This window comes from Jilunia laotingensis, assembly GCF_014385165.1.
Taxonomy (GTDB): Bacteria; Bacteroidota; Bacteroidia; order Bacteroidales; family Bacteroidaceae; genus Bacteroides; species Bacteroides laotingensis.
On the sequence record NZ_JACRTF010000001.1, the window covers coordinates 54,281 to 71,351 of the forward strand.

A 17,071-nucleotide genomic window follows, 5' to 3' on the forward strand; every position below is an offset into this window, starting at 1 on the left:
TATATGAAGTATTTGCTTTCATTGGGATTCTCCGTATCTTTGCCCGATGATAGAAAGGAATGAATTACATAAAAGAAATAAACATAACGGACAGTATAATTTTCCAGTATTAATAGAACACTATCCACTACTCAAAAGATTTATACTGCTCAACCCCTATGGAATACAAACAATAAATTTTCATAACGCCCAAGCTGTTAAAGCGCTGAATAAAGCATTATTGTTAAGCTACTATGGAATACGTTATTGGGATATTCCTAAAAATTACCTATGCCCTCCTATTCCAGGCAGGGCTGACTATATCCATTATATTGCAGATTTGATCGATCCCGGTAAATACATTGAAGAAAAAAACAATGAAAAAGAAGACAAACAAAAGCTGATTGACAATCAAGTATCTCAAGAAATTAAACAACAACGTAGATGTTTGGATATTGGTGTAGGAGCTAATTGTATTTATCCAATTATCGGTCAAACAGAATATGGATGGACGTTTGTAGGATCTGATATCGATCCAGTCGCTATAGGAAATGCAAAAAAAATTGTGACTTCCAATCCAATATTAGCTCACAAAATCGAATTACGGCTTCAAACAAATAAGAGCAAGATTTTTGAAGGAATAATTGCCACAAATGAATATTTCGATGTTTCCATCTGCAATCCTCCTTTCCATAGTTCGAAAGAAGAAGCAGAAACTGGAACCTTCAGAAAGTTAAGTAGCCTTAAAGGAAAGAGAGTGACAAAAGTAGAGCTTAATTTTGGAGGTAAATCAAATGAATTATGGTGTGATGGCGGAGAATTACATTTCATTTTGAATATGATAGACGAGAGTCAGAAATACAAAAAAAATTGCGGATGGTTTACCTGTCTGGTTTCCAAGGAAAAGAACTTGGACAAGCTCTATGCTAAACTAAGGGTTGTTAATGCATCGGAATATATAATCATTCCAATGCATCAAGGTACAAAAAACAGCCGAATTCTAGCATGGCGATTCTGATGTCAATGGCGACGTAACAGATGTACAAACAAATGTCCGAACTTTTCCGACAGAGGACGGCCTAGCACTATAAATGTAACAGCGACAAGTATCATTGTAATACCCAGCATTAAACGGGGAGTTAACTGCTCTCCAAAAATAAGTACACCGAAGAAAAGAGCAGTGACCGGTTCCAAAGCTCCCAAAATAGCCGTAGATGTAGAACCAATATTGTGTATAGATATAGCAGTACATACTAAGGAGATTACTGTAGGAAGGAAAGCCATAGCAAGAATATTTACCCAAGCTGATGATGAAGGAATAACCTGTAAATCCAGACCAAAGTTCAAACGAACAATATAAATCGAAAGTCCAAATAGCAAAGCATAGAAAGTCAATTTTGCAGTTGACATCATCTTTAATGTGGAGTGATTGACCCCTACAATATAAATGGCATATGATAATGAAGACAGAATAACTAAAAGCATTCCGATCAGACTCAACGTTTCTCCATCATCACCTTTATAAAGTAATCCAATGCCGCTAAGAGCCATCATAATACTAAAGGCAGTCATAAATGAAACTTTTTCATGGAAAAACAAAAACATAATAACAGCCACCATTACCGGATAAACAAATAAGATTGTTGAAGCAATCCCTGCATCCATATGTTTATAACTCATAAACAGCAACAAAGAAGACGCGGAAAAAAGCAGTCCTCCAATAATAAGCGGAAATATCTCATTCTTCTTCAAAGCAAATGATTGACCTTGCAACTTCATCAATATCCCTAAAATTAGCACAGCAAAAGCATATCGATAAAACAATACTGAATCCACACTCATACCCTCCTCATATAATGGAAGGGTGAACAAGGGATTCATACCATAAGTAGCTGCGGCTACTGCTCCACAAACAAATCCTTTCGCTTTATTATTAATATTCATCATTATGTTTTCATTTTCGGGGTGCAAATATACTGCTTTTTAAGTACCTTTGCCACCATTACTAAAGAAATATAAAAATAGAATAATAGAATCTATCATGAAATCCCAATTGCATATTGACCATGAGAAACGAGTGGTAGAGCTAATGATTCGCATCTTCTGTCGTAAAAAGGAGAAAAACACTATTCTCTGCCCTGACTGTGTGGAGCTTTTACATTACGCCCACTCTAGATTGGATCGTTGTCCATTCGGAGAAAAAAAGAAAGCTTGTAAACAATGTGCAATACATTGTTACAAACCTGCAATGCGAGAAAAGATGAAACAGGTAATGAGATTCTCCGGTCCAAGGATGATACTCTACGCTCCTGTAGAAGCCATACGGCATATACTCAATAATATATAATTGAATAAAATAACACCGAACTAAAAGATTATTTACAATACCAATAATATGAAAAAAGCAATCATCATCGGAGCTACCTCCGGTATAGGACAAGAAGTAGCTAAAATATTTTTACAGAAAGGATGGAGAATCGGAGTTGCAGGAAGACGCCAATCTGCTTTGGACACATTTAAAACAATTGCTCCGGACCAAATAGAAACAGAAGCATTCGATATAACCAAAGAAGATGCACCTGAAAAGCTGCAGTGCCTTATCAACAAAGTTGGAGGCATGGATATCTTTTTGCTAAGTTCCGGAATCGGATATCAAAACCCGACACTAAATCCTGAAATCGAATTAAGCACCGTCTGCACCAATGTAGAAGGATTTACCCGTATGATTATCGCTGCTTTCACCTATTTCCGTCAACAAGGCAGCGGAAACTTAGCCATCATCAGCTCCATAGCCGGAACAAAAGGATTAGGAGTAGCACCTGCTTATTCTGCTACAAAACGGTATCAGAACACCTATATCGATGCATTGGAACAACTAGCTAATTTACAGAAGCTAAATATCTACTTCACCGATATTCGTCCCGGTTTTGTTGCTACAGACTTATTAAATGACGGGAAAAAATATCCACTCCTAATGAAGGCAAATAAGGTAGGAGAACACATTGTAAAAGCAATAATAAATAAAAAACGTGTAGTAATAATTGATTGGAAATATGCAATAATCGTTTTCTTTTGGCGAATGATTCCTAGAAGAATTTGGAAATGTCTGCCTGTAAAAACAAGATAAACCGACTCCTAAACCTTAACCATGATATCTCTGCAATAACTTTTTCAACTTATTCTTCAATTTTCCACCTACACCCTCCGATATGGTTTCTGCTAAAATATACTTTTCTGCTACTGCTGAATACACTATCATCAACTTTTCCACCTCTACAATATCATAAAGAATGTCTTTTTTCTCTACCTTTTGACGAGCAACTTCAAGCAAGCAATATGCACACTTCAAATCCCTAGACGAGAGCTGATCTAATTGTTCCATAAATCCTTCTAGAGAATAATTTTCACATAAAAAAGCTAAGATATTCTCAGCATTCTCCATATCTTTTTTCATCAGACAGGGACAATCATACAGTTCTTCTTCCATGATTCAAATTCCAATAAATAAAGCATTTACCTAACGAATGATAAATACAGCACCAACCACTTTTTTCAAACGATGTTGCAAAGATAAAGAGTTTTTCTATAATCAAAACCTTAAAATACAAAAGATTTAATTATTGCTATTATATAAATGTTATTTGTTCTCAAAGTAATCGAATATACCAACACTGTACATTAGTTCTTTTATATACGTCACTCTCGAAAAACAAAAAGACATTAATTTCATCAAATAAGTCGCTCTTTGCTTAATACCAATAATAATTTTATTTATCCAAATCAATGATAATAAAGAAAATCATACGCACAAAAGACACAGAGTCATGAAACTCATGTAATCTGTATCCAAAACATTAGATTAGATCGATTCTCACCTTTACAAAACTCTTATTTTCATAAGGCTTTCCAAAATTTTTGAAAGTCTTTATATTTCCCATAACAAACCAATACATCTCCTTCTTGAATCTTATCATTTTCCGGCAGTTCATTTACAACTTTATGTTCCGTTAACGAAATACCCAAACAATTTTCGATCTTATGAGCGCGCTTCAGTCCAATAAGTTTCAGATGAAACTCACCGTCCAAATTTAATTCATTTACAAAATAACCGATAAACTTCTCCGGAACAGCAAATTTGACTACATAATATTCCGAATCAATACGGAAAGCCTCAATACTCGTTCCAAAATCCAATAGTCTGACCAAACTCCTAGCAGCATCCTCTTCCGGTGTCAGAATACGATCCAGACTGAAAGCCTCAAGTACGGAACGATGCACCAAATCAATTGCCCGTGCATAAATATGCTCGACTTTCATCTGTTTCAACAATGCTACCACACGAATTGATGCTCCAAAATTTTCACCGATTGCCACAATCACAACATCGACACTATTTAATGGTAGTACCGAAAGTGCCTGCTCATCAGTAGCGTCAATTACAAAAGCTGTAGCGACTTTGTCTTTTATAGAATCCACACGGCTCTCACTGTTGTCCGCTCCTATCACCTCATGTCCCAAAGCAGAAAGTTCCTCTGCCAACACACGTCCATAATTACCAAGACCAATAATAATATATTTCATATCAGTTGATTATAATGTCATCTTTCGGATAACGATATTTTGTATTCTTTTTCTGCTTTATAACGCCCAGCATCAAAGTAATCAGCCCCACTCGACCAACAAACATCAACAAGGCGACTAATAATTTACTTTCATCTCGCAACAAAGGAGTAGCATTTAGACTTGAGCCAACAGTACTCAAAGCAGAAACACATTCAAATGTCAAAGTCATAATAGACATCTCCGGCTCCAGTATACTCAAAATAAAAACAAAAAGAAATAACACTCCCAAAGACATCACCACTGTAGCATTAGAACGTCGAATAGAATCATGCGATAATTCACGTCCAAAGACTTCCACTCGCTCAGCTCCGCGAAGCACCGCAAATAAATTTAAGACAACTACGGCAAAAGCGTTTACCTTGACGCCACCTGCAGTGGACTGAGCAGCACCACCAATCCACATTAATAAGATATAAATTAATATGGATTGCATGCTCAACGTTGCCAAATCTACACTGGTGAACCCTGCCGTACGCGGACAGGTAGCATTAAAAAAAGCTTGTGTCCATTTATCAGCTACAGACATACCCGCAAAAGAACCATTCCATTCAAAGGCGGCTATAGCTAATGTCCCAAACAATAATAACAAAAAGGTCATTATCAATACGATCTTTGTATTCAGGATATATAGATGCTTCCTACTATGTCTATCAGGTTCCCATGTATGAAGGAATTTCCAAAAACGACGAAGATAATAAAGCACGATATCCTTAAAGTTTACCAAAATGGGAAATCCTATTCCTCCTAAGATTATTAATAATGAAACGGATATATAGAGTGAATTATGACCGGTCATTACCATCGGATTGCCAAGATTTCCGGGAAGTGTAGAGAATCCCGCATTACAAAAAGCAGAAATAGAGTGAAAAGCAGAAAAGGCAAGTTCATCCTCTAAATCCATTCCTAAAGTACCGTGAATACTGAACCAGATAGAAGCCATACCGCCCCCCTCAATAACAAGTGTAAAGCCTAATATATATAATAAGGTAGAAAGCAATGATCCCAAAGAATTGGAACTTACCATGTCACGAACCACCAGCTGGTTATAAAGCGAAGTATTTCCCATAAAGAACATGGCAAAAAAGCTAGTCAATGTCATCACCCCAAGTCCACCTACTTGTATTAAAAGGATAATAACCGTCAACCCTAAAGGGGTGAAAGTAGCTGAAACATCCACTGGCACCAACCCTGTAACACAGACAGCACTGGTTGATGTAAACAGCGCATCAACCCAGGATATCGAAATGCTCTCCACGGTACAACGAGGTAACAGCAACAGGCCTGTACCAATCAGTATAATCACCAGAAAGCTCGCTGCCAATATCAGAGATGGATTAGTCCGCCTTCCGAGCAATCGAACCAGACCATTGGAAAGATTCAGAAAAGAAAGTAATAATAAAAGCAGAGAATGATATAGTTTACTATCCAGAAACTCCCAAAAGTACAATATGGCACCATTCTCCTCTGGGCGATGAAACACAACAGGAATCAATGTCATATAGAGTAACCAACTCAATATCCAACCAAATTTCCGATAACTTTTCTTCGTTGATCTATATTCGAGTAAAATATGCAAAGTAGTGTCGATCAAGAAAATGATCCATACCGACTTGTAAAGTATATTCAGATTAGTTATATCCGTTGTAGAAAGTGGAAAACCATGTTCATATACCACCCCCATTATGAGGAGTAAAGATGCCACATACGTTAAGGCAGCTATCAGTCTAAGGAAAAATTGCACATAAGGCTGTAGAAGCTTATTTTGATATAACAGGAGTTTATGATAAATCTTCATTATCTGCTATGTGTTAATGTGTCTGCAAACTTAATTAAAATAACAATAAATCCCTATTGTTTGTTTTCCTTTTATATGAATATTAAATTTTATATCTACATTTGGCACTCAAAAGAATAAAAACTACAATTACATGAGTAACAGAACAAAGAGGTATATATTACCTGAAGAGGAAATCCCACATTACTGGTATAATATCCAAGCAGACATGGTGAATAAACCGATGCCCCCATTAAACCCGGTCACAAAACAGCCACTGCGATCTGAAGATTTGTATCCAATTTTCGCAGAAGAGTTATGCCGTCAAGAATTGAACCAAAGTGATCGATGGATTGAAATACCCGAGGAGGTACGAGAAATGTATAAATACTACCGCAGTACCCCACTAGTTCGTGCCTACGGTTTAGAAAAGGCCTTAGGAACACCTGCGCACATTTATTTCAAGAATGAAAGTGTAAGCCCAATGGGATCACACAAATTAAATTCTGCTATCCCCCAAGCGTATTACTGCAAAAAGGAGGGAGTCAAAAATGTAACTACCGAAACCGGAGCAGGGCAATGGGGAGCTTCATTAGCTTATGCCGCCAAACTTTTCGGGCTGGAAGCTGCCGTGTATCAAGTAAAGATCAGTTATGAACAGAAACCCTACCGACGTAGTATCATGCAAACATTCGGAGCCCAAGTAACTCCATCCCCATCTATGTCCACCCGTGCTGGCAAAGATATATTAACAGCACACCCCAATCATCAGGGATCACTCGGAACAGCCATTTCAGAGGCCATTGAACTGGCACAAACTACTCCCGACTGTAAATATACATTAGGTTCCGTACTCAGCCATGTTACTTTGCATCAAACAGTAATCGGACTGGAAGCAGAAAAGCAAATGGCAATGGCCGGTGAGTACCCCGATATGGTAATAGCTTGCTTCGGAGGAGGCTCCAATTTTGGTGGTATCACATTTCCGTTTATGCGTCACAATATACTGGAGGGGAAAAAAACTCGTTTCATCGCTGCCGAACCGGCTTCCTGTCCTAAATTGACGCGGGGTAAATTCCAATACGATTTTGGTGATGAAGCCGGATATACCCCTTTATTACCCATGTTCACATTAGGACATAATTTTGCTCCGGCAAATATCCATGCAGGTGGCTTGCGCTATCACGGTGCCGGTGTGATTGTATCACAATTACTAAAAGACGGATTAATGGAAGCAGTAGATATAAAGCAATTGGAATCATTCGATGCCGGTTGTCTTTTTGCCCAAGCAGAAGGAATTATTCCGGCTCCCGAATCTTGCCACGCCATAGCTGCAACTATTCGCGAAGCTGAAAAATGCAAAGAGACCGGAGAAGAAAAAGTTATATTATTCAACCTGTCCGGACATGGGTTGATAGATATGGCTTCCTACGATAAATATCTTTCCGGAGACCTGGTCAATTACTCTTTAACCGACGAAGATATTCAGAAGAATCTGGATGAAATAGGAAAACAAGTGGGTAATTGAACAAACATCACTTATTGTATGTTATTTAATTACTGACTTATCGGTAGGGAGAGATTCACCATATACCTATTCATAGTGATTCCTCTACTCCTTCTAAGTAAGTATATTTGCAAATATCTAAAAACAATAAGAGAAACAATGAAAATAGAAAGAATTACAGGACGCGAAATCCTCGACTCCAGAGGTAACCCCACAGTAGAAGTAGACGTAGTATTAGAATCAGGCATCATGGGGCGTGCATCGGTTCCATCGGGAGCATCAACAGGTGAACATGAAGCATTGGAATTACGCGATGGCGATAAAAATCGCTATGGCGGTAAAGGTGTATTGAAAGCAGTTGAAAATATTAATAACATCATTGCTCCTCATTTGATAGGAATGTCTTCTCTTGACCAGATGGGTATTGACAAAGCCATGCTGGCTCTCGATGGTACGAAGACAAAATCGAATCTGGGTGCAAATGCCATATTAGGCGTATCGCTCGCTGTTGCAAAGGCAGCTGCTAACTATCTTGACATTCCTCTCTACAGATATATCGGTGGCACAAATACATATGTATTACCGGTTCCGATGATGAATATTATCAATGGCGGTTCTCATAGTGATGCCCCGATAGCTTTCCAAGAATTCATGATTCGGCCCGTCGGTGCCAAATCATTTAAAGAAGGGCTACGAATGGGTGCCGAAGTATTCCATGCGCTGAAAAAAGTATTAAAAGACCGAGGTCTCAGCACCGCTGTAGGTGATGAAGGTGGTTTTGCCCCCAACCTGGAAGGAACCGAAGATGCACTGAATTCTATCATTGCTGCTATCAAAGCTGCCGGATATGTTCCTGGAAAAGATGTAATGATTGCTATGGACTGTGCTTCATCCGAATTCTATAAAGACGGAATTTACGATTACACCAAATTTGAAGGAGCCAAAGGTAAGAAGCGCACTGCAGATGAACAGATTGATTACTTAGAAAAGCTTATCAACGAATATCCAATCGATTCTATCGAAGATGGTATGAGTGAAAACGACTGGGCAGGTTGGAAGAAACTTACTGAACGCATAGGCAACCGTTGCCAATTGGTTGGTGATGACCTATTCGTAACCAATGTCGACTTCTTGGAAAAAGGTATCGAAGAAGGATGTGCAAATTCTATCCTTATCAAAGTAAATCAGATAGGTTCACTGACGGAAACGTTGAATGCCATAGAAATGGCACACCGCAATGGTTATACCACTGTAACCTCCCACCGTTCCGGTGAAACAGAAGATGCTACCATTGCAGATATTGCTGTAGCAACAAACAGTGGACAAATTAAAACCGGATCACTGAGCCGTTCGGATCGTATGGCAAAATACAACCAATTGTTACGCATCGAGGAAGAATTGGGTGATCGTGCCGTATATGGATATAAAAAGATTTCTCGGAAATAAATCCTTTGCATAAACAGATATTGGGCGTGGCGTTTATATATAATTATAAACATCGCGCCCATTTCTTATATACTCGCTTATTACATTGATCCATCAAATGTAAATCATTGCCCGCTATTGATTAATGCCAATCCTCCAAACATAAAAAAGCATCCCCGGTATTGCCGAAGATGCTTCCATCATTTTGAGCCTCTTGTCGGATTCGAACCAACGACCCCGAGATTACAAATCACGTGCTCTGGCCAACTGAGCTAAAGAGGCGGGTGGGTAAGCTTACTATATCGCGCCGCTACAACCAACTACCTTTGCTGCGATCAAGCCCTGGAGGATTCGAAGGGAGCTGGCCGTATAGGACTTACCCGTTTTGCGGTTGCAAAGGTACGCCTTTTTCTTTAATCTGCAATAGTTATGCTATATTTTTTCAGATATAAAAAATCATTTCACTGTATCACAAGCATTTATCGAAGGCAAAATGACTTCCTACACGCATCTTTATGACCTTTATTAACTTTAACAGCCCGATCTCCGTCACCAAACAATATTATTTGTACCTTTGTGCGCTATTTTAGAACTTAAATATGATAGAGAACAGAAATTACCTGCAAAAATATGCCATGCATTTCGGCACATATATGGGAGCGTACTGGATATTCAAATTTATTTTATTTCCACTTGGATTTACTATCCCGTTCCTCTCTTTTCTTTATTTGAGCCTGACGCTTGGTGTACCATTTTTAGGATACCACTATGCCAAGACATACCGTAATAAAGTATGCGGAGGAGTAATCAGCTTTGCACATGCCTGCCTTTTTACCCTGTTTATGTACATGTTCGCCTCCCTGCTTGTAGCAGTTGCTCATTACATATACTTCCAATTTATTGATCACGGTTTTGTACTGAATGAATATTCAAAGTTGGTGGATGAAGCATCCAAAATACTCCAGAGGACAGATGAGGAAAAGGAATTCATAAGAAACGTAATCGATACAGCACGTACGCTTACACCGGTTGATTTTACCATGCAATTCTTATCATGGGATGTAATTGTCGGTAGTTTATTGGCAATTCCTACTGGCTTGTTCGTTATGAAACGTGGGAACCGGGCTGAAACCCCGAATATTACCCCACAACCGTAATTTGTAATTCGTAATTTGAAGAAAATGGATATATCTGTCGTTATTCCCTTGTACAATGAAGAAGAATCAATCCCGGAACTATATGCCTGGATTGAAAGAGTTATGAAAGCTAACGGTTATTCATACGAAGTCATCTTTGTCAACGATGGCAGCACAGACCGTTCATGGGAGATTATCGAACAGCTCAAAGCTAATTCGAAAGCTGTGAAAGGAATTAAATTCCGTCGTAACTATGGCAAATCTCCGGCATTGTTCTGTGGATTCGAACAAGCAGAAGGAGAAGTTGTCATTACAATGGATGCCGACTTGCAAGATAGTCCCGATGAAATACCGAAACTTTACGACATGATTACAAAGGAAGGTTACGACCTTGTATCCGGTTGGAAACAAAAAAGATACGATCCACTTTCCAAAACTATACCGACCAAACTGTTCAATGCCACGGCAAGAAGGGTTTCAGGCATCAAAAATCTGCACGATTTCAACTGCGGACTGAAAGCTTATCGCAAAGCAGTAGTGAAAAACATTGAGGTTTATGGCGAGATGCACCGTTATATCCCCTATTTGGCAAAAAACGCAGGTTTCAAGAAAATAGGAGAAAAGGTGGTACAGCATCAGGCACGGAAGTTTGGTAAAACTAAATTCGGAGGCATGAATCGTTTCTTCAATGGTTATCTGGATTTGATCACACTTTGGTTCCTCTCTACCTTCGGAATAAAGCCCATGCACTTCTTCGGGCTTCTAGGTTCACTGATGTTTATTCTAGGATTTATTTCGGTCATCATTGTGGGTGTTACCAAATTATATAGCATGTACAATGGTTTGCCCTACCGTTTGGTGACAGATTCCCCCTATTTCTATTTATCACTTACGGCTATGATCATCGGCACGCAGTTGTTCTTGGCGGGATTTATTGGTGAACTGATTTCGCGTAATTCTCCGGAGCGTAACAATTACCAGATAGAGAAAATAATCTAAACCACATAAAAAAAACAACCCATTATGAAGAATTTAATTCGACTATTCCTGATTTTCCTCATTGCCGGTACTACCATCGGTACTTATTCATCGTGTTCCGATGATAGCGACTGTTCGATAACCGGCCGGCCCATGATAAATTGTACGCTCTTTACTACAAATCCAGACACTAAAGAACAATTGAAAGATACGCTTGATTCGCTAACGGTAACAGCGCTTGGAACGGATTCTATCATCATCAACAATCAAAAAGATGTTCACACCCTGATGCTTCCACTACGTTTTACATCCGATTCAACGGTCTTCATTCTTTATTATGCCTATGGAGCCGACCGTACTTTGTGCGATACGGTATATATCAAACAAAGTAACACCCCTTACTTTGAATCAATGGATTGTGGTTACAGCATGAAGCAAAGCATCCTCGACGTTCGTTCGAGCAGGCAAGAATTAGATACAATCTTAATAGTCAACAAACAAGCCAATACGGATGGTACGGAAAATCTTAAATTACTCTACCGCTTCAGCGATTAGCTTTATTCTGATCCTGTTAGTAGTAGGAACTTCGGTATGTGCCCAGCAACGGCCGTATGTCAATCCTACCCCTAAAAGAGATCAGAAAAAGAACGTGAAAGAGGAACCTAAAGAAATAGTTCCCCTCTACAACGGCACATACGTTGGCGTAGATATTTTTGGCATCGGAAGTAAACTTTTCGGTGGAGATTTCCTGAGTTCGGAAGTAAATGTTACGGTGAACCTGAAAAACAAGTTCCTACCTACAGCTGAAGTAGGTTTTGGCACCACCGATACTTGGAACGATACGGGTATTCACTATAAAGGTAGTTCTCCCTTTTTCCGCATCGGAATGGATTACAACACCATGTCCAAAAAGAAAGAGAAGAACAGTTATTTGTACGTGGGTCTCCGTTATGCTTTCTGCCCGATGAAATACGACATTAGCAGTTTACCTATACCTGATACAGAATTCGGTGGCTCAATGGAAAACCCAAGCCTCATGGACCCTATCTGGGGAGGAAGTGTACCTTACGACTATGCCGGACTCAAAGCTACCATGCAATGGTTCGAAATAGTGGCGGGAGTAAGAGTAAAGATTTACAAAAACTTCTATATGGGATGGGCATTACGCATGAAATACAGACTATCTGCTTCCGTCAGTGAACATGGCAATCCCTGGATGGTACCGGGATTTGGGAAATACAGTTCCAAAAATATGGGAATCACTTACACTCTTACGTATAAACTACCTTATTAATTACAATGACAGGATTAGAGATTTGGCTGCTTGCAATTGGTTTGGCGATGGACTGTTTCGCTGTCTCTATTGCAAGCGGTATTATTTTAAAACGTATCCAATGGAAACCGATGCTGACGATGGCACTCGCTTTTGGCTTTTTCCAAGCTCTTATGCCTCTATTGGGGTGGATAGGTGCCAGCACGTTCAGCCATCTCATCGAAAGTGTCGACCACTGGATCGCCTTTGGCATCCTCGCTTTTCTGGGTGGACGAATGATTATTGAATCTTTCAAGGACGAAGATTGCCGTCAAGACATCAACCCGGCAAGCTTGAAAGTGGTGTTCACAATGGCCGTAGCAACCAGCATAGATGCACTGGCAGTAGGTGTATCATTCGCATTTCTGGGAATACGAGATTACTCAGCCATCCTCTATCCTATCGGCATTATCGGATTAGTCTCTTTCGTGATGTCACTCATCGGACTTTTTTTCGGTATCAAATGTCGTTGCGGAATTGCCCGCAAACTACGGGCCGAACTCTGGGGAGGCATTATACTGATACTTATTGGGGTCAAAATATTAATTGAACATCTGTTTTTCAACTAACTAAACCGGAATTTATTATGAAGTCAAAAAAAAGTCTTATCTGGCTCGCCATACTCCTACTTGCCACTGTTTGGATACTGATCCGCAATAACAACGCTCCGTACCAAAGCATCAATGGATTAGTATTCGGTACTGTTTACAACATCACTTACCAATATGACGGTGATCTAAAAAACGAAATTGAGGCCGAACTAAAACGTTTCGATAATTCACTCTCACCTTTCAATGATTCTTCCGTCATTTCACAAGTCAACAGAAATGAAGAGATCGTTACCGACAGTTTCTTCCAAACTTGCTTCAACCGATCGATAGAAATCTCAAAAGAAACGAAAGGTGCATTCGACATCACTGTGGCTCCACTAGCTAACGCCTGGGGATTCGGATTCAAACAAGGCGCATTTCCCAATTCACTGATGATAGATAGCCTGCTGCAGATCACAGGATACGACAAAGTGAAACTTATTGATGGAAAAGTGGTGAAAACCGATCCCCGCATCATGCTTAGCTGCAGTGCGGTCGCAAAAGGATATTCGGTCGACGTCGTAGCTCGGTTACTCGATAGCAAAGGCATCAAGAATTACATGATAGACATCGGAGGAGAAATAGTGGCTCGCGGTAAGAACTTACGGGGAGGTTTGTGGCGGATTGGCATCAATAAGCCGATAGACGATTCATTATCTGTCAATCAAGAGATACAAACAATCCTAGAACTAACCGATGTAGGATTGGCTACCTCGGGCAACTATCGCAATTATTATTACAAGGATGGGAAAAAGTACGCTCACACCATCGACCCAAGAACAGGATACCCAGTTCAACATAACATTCTTTCATCCACCGTCATTGCAGAGGACTGCATGACTGCCGATGCACTGGCTACCGCTTTCATGGTTATGGGACTGGAAGATGCCGAAGCCTATGCCAATGCTCACCCGTCCATCGATGCTTGCTTCATTTACAGTGATGAAAATGGGGATTTCAAGATGTTCTTCACCGAAGGAATGAAGAAGTACATGACAAAGCAATAGATCATAAAAAGAATAATTTTATAAATCCCCTTGATTAAGAGAAAATACATTACACGGCTCACACCTTTAAATGCCGCCATTTTCCCGGCTCCGAGGAACACATTGAAGGCCACCGATGAACGCCCTCTTCCTCACCGATGAACACCCTCCTCATCACCGAGGAACACCTCCTTCATCACCGAGGTAAAACAGGCTTTTATTTCACCTGATAATCAACCATTTAAATTATCATCTTTTCAACGATAGGTTATTTGCATCATGCACTTATGAGCAGGAACAATCGATAAATGATATTTACATTCAATAATAAAAGACAAATATCTTATGTAAATCCGCGAATAAAATATCGGCCCACTTAAATACCAATATTTTATAAACAACTTCCTTCTACTTATTTGGGCAAATAGAAACAGCTCATAGAAGAGCTAGTATCAATATTGAAAAAATTTAAGTTGCTATTTCAAGGCATTGTCATAAACAATGTTAATACAATATAGGATTACAGTTTTTACGGCTATTTATTTTGGTTTCTTTAAAATAAATATGTAAATTGCAAGCAATGATTGATTTCATTACTCTCTAAAGTTCGAAAGTTAAAGATATGTTTAAAATTGAGATGCTATTATTTTGAATAAACATCATTAATTCTAAAACAGATCTATATCGCAAATATTGTTTAATGTATTTTAATTTCAGGCATTATGTTATATTTTATTTCACATATGGCTAAGAAATTAAATCTAATTGGAAAAAATAATTTCAATTAGTTTATCCCCTCTAATAACATTTCTTGCAAATATATTAGTGGGGATTGTAGTATTCACTCACTACAAAATTTGAATTATTTCAAATAGATGACAATATTCCATATATTATTTACAACATCTTAATATTTGCAAATATGAAAAAAATATTATTCAGTAAATCACAGGTATTTGTTTTTTATCTTTCTTTGTTAGTGTGTTTTGGGGCTTGTAAAGGCAGTGACGATGAATTAAAAACATCAAAAGAAAACTTATTTAATAATACAATAAATATTTCAACTTATTCTGATAACGATATAGAGATTCTGTCCGATAGATATGCTACTTTATTTGAAGGAATATACAACGCCATATTGGAAGAAAAAAAACGAATTTCAAATTTAGGATCAAATATTTCCTCTGAAGATTATCTTATACAATATGCGACAAATTATATAAACAGCTTAACATCTGAAGAACAAGCTTTTATTTCGCATATGTTTTCTGAACCATCAGAATTTAGTCGAAAAGAACGCTATGTGTTTATGGGATTTATAAAGTCAATAGAGCCATTAATCTTTGAAAAAGATGAGGATAAATTAGCAGACGAGATTGATGCTTTTTATAATCGTACAATCTATAAATCATTCGATTTGTCTTCTAGGCAAGAAATGAAATTAAGACTTGAATCCTTAAAAAAGGTAAGGTATGTTATTATAAATGGTATAAATGAATTTGTACGAGATAATAATCATATTTCAAGAATATCACCGGGTGACAGAATGATCTGGAGCCAGTCGGTGTCTATGTTAACCAAAGATCAGGTACATCTATTAATAGATGTGACTTTTGTGGGTGTGGGTTTTATGGCAACGGGATATACTAATACTATGATTTCAATAGCAACAACGATTCATGCAATTTGGTTGTGTTTTAGTTAAAACGAATAAATGTTTTAATAAAATGATTTATTACTAAAGTTTCTCACTCCTGTAATAATAATAGGCAGGAAGCAACAAGGGATTCTGAACACTATTAGTATGCGATGTCGTACTTTCTTTGGGTTTAAATAGCTTCCGTAACGGCATTGATAGCGTACGTAAACGTTAATATATTTAACGGACAAACATGTGAGTTTCAACCCTTGCAATATATATTGAACAGAGTGGAAAGCGATAGACACTAAAGTTTTTCACCCCTAAATAAATGATTGAAATATAACAGCTTATATAAAAAACATTCGTATATTAGCTATCACCAAATAACTGATATACAATAACAAATTATTAGCGAACTCTTATTTCTTCACATCCATTCAGGGGTGGAAAATTTTAGTGAATCAGTCTATTATTTAATATTTTAATTATGTTCTATATGGCATGGAAGAAAATAAATATAAGATTCATTCATTATACCGCTGTGGCAGTTTATTTTGGAGCTTTTATCTTGGCGGCAATGGGAGAAAATCCCGAAATGTATGATTATGCGATTTTGGCGATTTTGGCGGGTTGTACATTATCAATGATTTACAATATCCTTGATTGGCTGAAGAAGAGAAGAAATTGATCAACTTCTGTCCTACGGTTTCATAAATACAAAATAGACCGCTGCAACCAGGCAAAGAAAAGCTGCGAAATGATTCCAATGCAAAGATTCGCCTTTGAACAGCAGAGTTGAGAATACCGTGAATATGATCAAGGTAATCACTTCCTGAATCACCTTGAGCTGCATCAGTGAAAACGGGCCACCGTTCCCGCTGAAGCCCAACCGATTGGCAGGAACCTGGCAAGAATACTCGGCCAAAGCGATCAGCCATGAAAACAAAACCACTAAGTAGAGCGGCCAATTACTAATCATCTTAGTCTCCTGGAGTTTCAAGTGACCGTACCAAGCAAATGTCATGAATATATTCGACACAATCAACAACGAAATAGCAAAAACACCTTTCATAATCAATCTTTATTTCTTTAATAATAATCCTAAAGCTACAAACTCCC

Annotated in this window: 18 protein-coding genes and 1 tRNA gene; 13 read left to right on the forward strand and 6 right to left on the reverse strand. The window is 38.4% G+C overall.

Features of this window, described 5'->3' with window-relative positions:
* The first annotated feature begins 46 nt into the window (after positions 1–46).
* Positions 47–997 carry a 23S rRNA (adenine(1618)-N(6))-methyltransferase RlmF gene (rlmF, locus tag H8744_RS00250; RefSeq protein ID WP_262432910.1) on the forward strand — a complete coding sequence of 317 codons (951 nt, stop codon included), beginning with the start codon at positions 47–49 and terminating at the stop codon, positions 995–997.
* A 2-nt stretch (positions 998–999) separates the two neighbouring features.
* Here rlmF and H8744_RS00255 read toward each other — a convergent pair whose 3' ends face one another.
* Positions 1,000–1,923 (reverse strand): DMT family transporter, encoded by a 924-nt coding sequence (locus H8744_RS00255; RefSeq protein WP_305067403.1) that lies wholly within the window; start codon positions 1,921–1,923, stop codon positions 1,000–1,002.
* A 97-nt stretch (positions 1,924–2,020) separates the two neighbouring features.
* On the opposite strand from H8744_RS00255, the gene H8744_RS00260 reads away from it, so the two are divergent.
* Entirely contained in the window at positions 2,021–2,326 is a 306-nt protein-coding gene (locus tag H8744_RS00260; protein ID WP_262432912.1) for a nitrous oxide-stimulated promoter family protein, read from the forward strand.
* 48 nt (positions 2,327–2,374) lie between these two features.
* On the forward strand, positions 2,375–3,106 hold the full coding sequence (locus tag H8744_RS00265; RefSeq protein WP_262432913.1) for an SDR family NAD(P)-dependent oxidoreductase: 732 nt from the start codon (positions 2,375–2,377) through the stop codon (positions 3,104–3,106).
* Positions 3,107–3,121: 15 nt separating this feature from the next.
* On the opposite strand, the gene H8744_RS00270 is transcribed toward H8744_RS00265, so the two are convergent.
* The 3 genes from H8744_RS00270 to H8744_RS00280 all read right to left on the reverse strand — a co-directional run bounded on the left by H8744_RS00270 (position 3,122) and on the right by H8744_RS00280 (position 6,397).
* The gene (locus H8744_RS00270; RefSeq protein ID WP_262432914.1) at positions 3,122–3,466 is read right to left on the reverse strand and encodes a hypothetical protein; all 345 of its coding nucleotides are present in this window, start codon (positions 3,464–3,466) and stop codon (positions 3,122–3,124) included.
* A gap of 407 nt (positions 3,467–3,873) precedes the next feature.
* On the reverse strand, positions 3,874–4,560 hold the full coding sequence (locus tag H8744_RS00275; RefSeq protein ID WP_262432915.1) for a potassium channel family protein: 687 nt from the start codon (positions 4,558–4,560) through the stop codon (positions 3,874–3,876).
* A gap of 1 nt (position 4,561) precedes the next feature.
* Positions 4,562–6,397, reverse strand: coding sequence for a TrkH family potassium uptake protein (locus H8744_RS00280; RefSeq protein ID WP_262432916.1), 1,836 nt, complete (start codon positions 6,395–6,397; stop codon positions 4,562–4,564).
* Between the two features lie 133 nt (positions 6,398–6,530).
* On the opposite strand from H8744_RS00280, the gene H8744_RS00285 reads away from it, so the two are divergent.
* Together H8744_RS00285 and eno are read left to right on the forward strand one after the other, a co-directional pair.
* The gene (locus H8744_RS00285) at positions 6,531–7,904 is read left to right on the forward strand and encodes a TrpB-like pyridoxal phosphate-dependent enzyme (RefSeq protein ID WP_262432917.1); all 1,374 of its coding nucleotides are present in this window, start codon (positions 6,531–6,533) and stop codon (positions 7,902–7,904) included.
* 138 nt (positions 7,905–8,042) lie between these two features.
* Positions 8,043–9,329: a phosphopyruvate hydratase gene (gene eno, locus H8744_RS00290; protein ID WP_262432918.1), complete on the forward strand. Its 1,287-nt coding sequence runs from the start codon at positions 8,043–8,045 to the stop codon at positions 9,327–9,329.
* A gap of 187 nt (positions 9,330–9,516) precedes the next feature.
* Here eno and H8744_RS00295 read toward each other — a convergent pair.
* Positions 9,517–9,590: transfer RNA gene (locus H8744_RS00295), tRNA-Thr, on the reverse strand.
* A 317-nt stretch (positions 9,591–9,907) separates the two neighbouring features.
* Between H8744_RS00295 and H8744_RS00300 the strand changes: the two genes are divergently transcribed.
* The 8 genes from H8744_RS00300 to H8744_RS00335 all read left to right on the forward strand — a co-directional run bounded on the left by H8744_RS00300 (position 9,908) and on the right by H8744_RS00335 (position 16,640).
* Positions 9,908–10,465: a DUF4199 domain-containing protein gene (locus H8744_RS00300; RefSeq protein ID WP_262432919.1), complete on the forward strand. Its 558-nt coding sequence runs from the start codon at positions 9,908–9,910 to the stop codon at positions 10,463–10,465.
* A 24-nt stretch (positions 10,466–10,489) separates the two neighbouring features.
* Positions 10,490–11,443: a glycosyltransferase family 2 protein gene (locus H8744_RS00305; RefSeq protein WP_262432920.1), complete on the forward strand. Its 954-nt coding sequence runs from the start codon at positions 10,490–10,492 to the stop codon at positions 11,441–11,443.
* Positions 11,444–11,467: 24 nt separating this feature from the next.
* Positions 11,468–11,977, forward strand: coding sequence for a DUF6452 family protein (locus tag H8744_RS00310; RefSeq protein WP_262432921.1), 510 nt, complete (start codon positions 11,468–11,470; stop codon positions 11,975–11,977).
* On the forward strand, positions 11,934–12,716 hold the full coding sequence (locus H8744_RS00315) for a DUF6048 family protein (protein WP_262432922.1): 783 nt from the start codon (positions 11,934–11,936) through the stop codon (positions 12,714–12,716). The genes H8744_RS00310 and H8744_RS00315 overlap by 44 nt, the downstream gene beginning before the upstream one ends.
* Before the next feature lie 5 nt (positions 12,717–12,721).
* Positions 12,722–13,303 (forward strand): manganese efflux pump MntP, encoded by a 582-nt coding sequence (locus H8744_RS00320; RefSeq protein WP_262432923.1) that lies wholly within the window; start codon positions 12,722–12,724, stop codon positions 13,301–13,303.
* A 17-nt stretch (positions 13,304–13,320) separates the two neighbouring features.
* The gene (locus H8744_RS00325; protein ID WP_262432924.1) at positions 13,321–14,331 is read left to right on the forward strand and encodes an FAD:protein FMN transferase; all 1,011 of its coding nucleotides are present in this window, start codon (positions 13,321–13,323) and stop codon (positions 14,329–14,331) included.
* A 901-nt stretch (positions 14,332–15,232) separates the two neighbouring features.
* Positions 15,233–16,015: a hypothetical protein gene (locus H8744_RS00330; RefSeq protein ID WP_262432925.1), complete on the forward strand. Its 783-nt coding sequence runs from the start codon at positions 15,233–15,235 to the stop codon at positions 16,013–16,015.
* A gap of 433 nt (positions 16,016–16,448) precedes the next feature.
* Positions 16,449–16,640 carry a hypothetical protein gene (locus tag H8744_RS00335; protein ID WP_262432926.1) on the forward strand — a complete coding sequence of 64 codons (192 nt, stop codon included), beginning with the start codon at positions 16,449–16,451 and terminating at the stop codon, positions 16,638–16,640.
* A 12-nt stretch (positions 16,641–16,652) separates the two neighbouring features.
* Here the strand turns inward: H8744_RS00335 and H8744_RS00340 are convergent, their stop codons facing one another.
* A complete protein-coding gene (locus H8744_RS00340; protein WP_262432927.1) occupies positions 16,653–17,024 on the reverse strand; it encodes a DMT family protein in 372 nt (123 codons plus the stop codon).
* Between the last annotated feature and the right edge of the window lie 47 nt (positions 17,025–17,071).

What these genes read in the sequence shown, in the direction of transcription:
- H8744_RS00320 (WP_262432923.1), top strand. Translation starts at nt 12,722, where the DNA reads ATGACAGGATTAGAGATTTGGCTGCTTGCAATTGGTTTGGCGATGGAC.
- eno (WP_262432918.1), top strand. Translation starts at nt 8,043, where the DNA reads ATGAAAATAGAAAGAATTACAGGACGCGAAATCCTCGACTCCAGAGGT.
- H8744_RS00310 (WP_262432921.1), top strand. Translation starts at nt 11,468, where the DNA reads ATGAAGAATTTAATTCGACTATTCCTGATTTTCCTCATTGCCGGTACT.
- H8744_RS00265 (WP_262432913.1), top strand. Translation starts at nt 2,375, where the DNA reads ATGAAAAAAGCAATCATCATCGGAGCTACCTCCGGTATAGGACAAGAA.
- H8744_RS00255 (WP_305067403.1), bottom strand. Translation starts at nt 1,923, where the DNA reads ATGAATATTAATAATAAAGCGAAAGGATTTGTTTGTGGAGCAGTAGCC.
- H8744_RS00300 (WP_262432919.1), top strand. Translation starts at nt 9,908, where the DNA reads ATGATAGAGAACAGAAATTACCTGCAAAAATATGCCATGCATTTCGGC.
- H8744_RS00315 (WP_262432922.1), top strand. Translation starts at nt 11,934, where the DNA reads ATGGTACGGAAAATCTTAAATTACTCTACCGCTTCAGCGATTAGCTTT.
- H8744_RS00305 (WP_262432920.1), top strand. Translation starts at nt 10,490, where the DNA reads ATGGATATATCTGTCGTTATTCCCTTGTACAATGAAGAAGAATCAATC.
- H8744_RS00335 (WP_262432926.1), top strand. Translation starts at nt 16,449, where the DNA reads ATGGCATGGAAGAAAATAAATATAAGATTCATTCATTATACCGCTGTG.
- H8744_RS00260 (WP_262432912.1), top strand. Translation starts at nt 2,021, where the DNA reads ATGAAATCCCAATTGCATATTGACCATGAGAAACGAGTGGTAGAGCTA.
- H8744_RS00340 (WP_262432927.1), bottom strand. Translation starts at nt 17,024, where the DNA reads ATGAAAGGTGTTTTTGCTATTTCGTTGTTGATTGTGTCGAATATATTC.
- rlmF (WP_262432910.1), top strand. Translation starts at nt 47, where the DNA reads ATGATAGAAAGGAATGAATTACATAAAAGAAATAAACATAACGGACAG.
- H8744_RS00325 (WP_262432924.1), top strand. Translation starts at nt 13,321, where the DNA reads ATGAAGTCAAAAAAAAGTCTTATCTGGCTCGCCATACTCCTACTTGCC.
- H8744_RS00330 (WP_262432925.1), top strand. Translation starts at nt 15,233, where the DNA reads ATGAAAAAAATATTATTCAGTAAATCACAGGTATTTGTTTTTTATCTT.
- H8744_RS00280 (WP_262432916.1), bottom strand. Translation starts at nt 6,397, where the DNA reads ATGAAGATTTATCATAAACTCCTGTTATATCAAAATAAGCTTCTACAG.
- H8744_RS00270 (WP_262432914.1), bottom strand. Translation starts at nt 3,466, where the DNA reads ATGGAAGAAGAACTGTATGATTGTCCCTGTCTGATGAAAAAAGATATG.
- H8744_RS00285 (WP_262432917.1), top strand. Translation starts at nt 6,531, where the DNA reads ATGAGTAACAGAACAAAGAGGTATATATTACCTGAAGAGGAAATCCCA.
- H8744_RS00275 (WP_262432915.1), bottom strand. Translation starts at nt 4,560, where the DNA reads ATGAAATATATTATTATTGGTCTTGGTAATTATGGACGTGTGTTGGCA.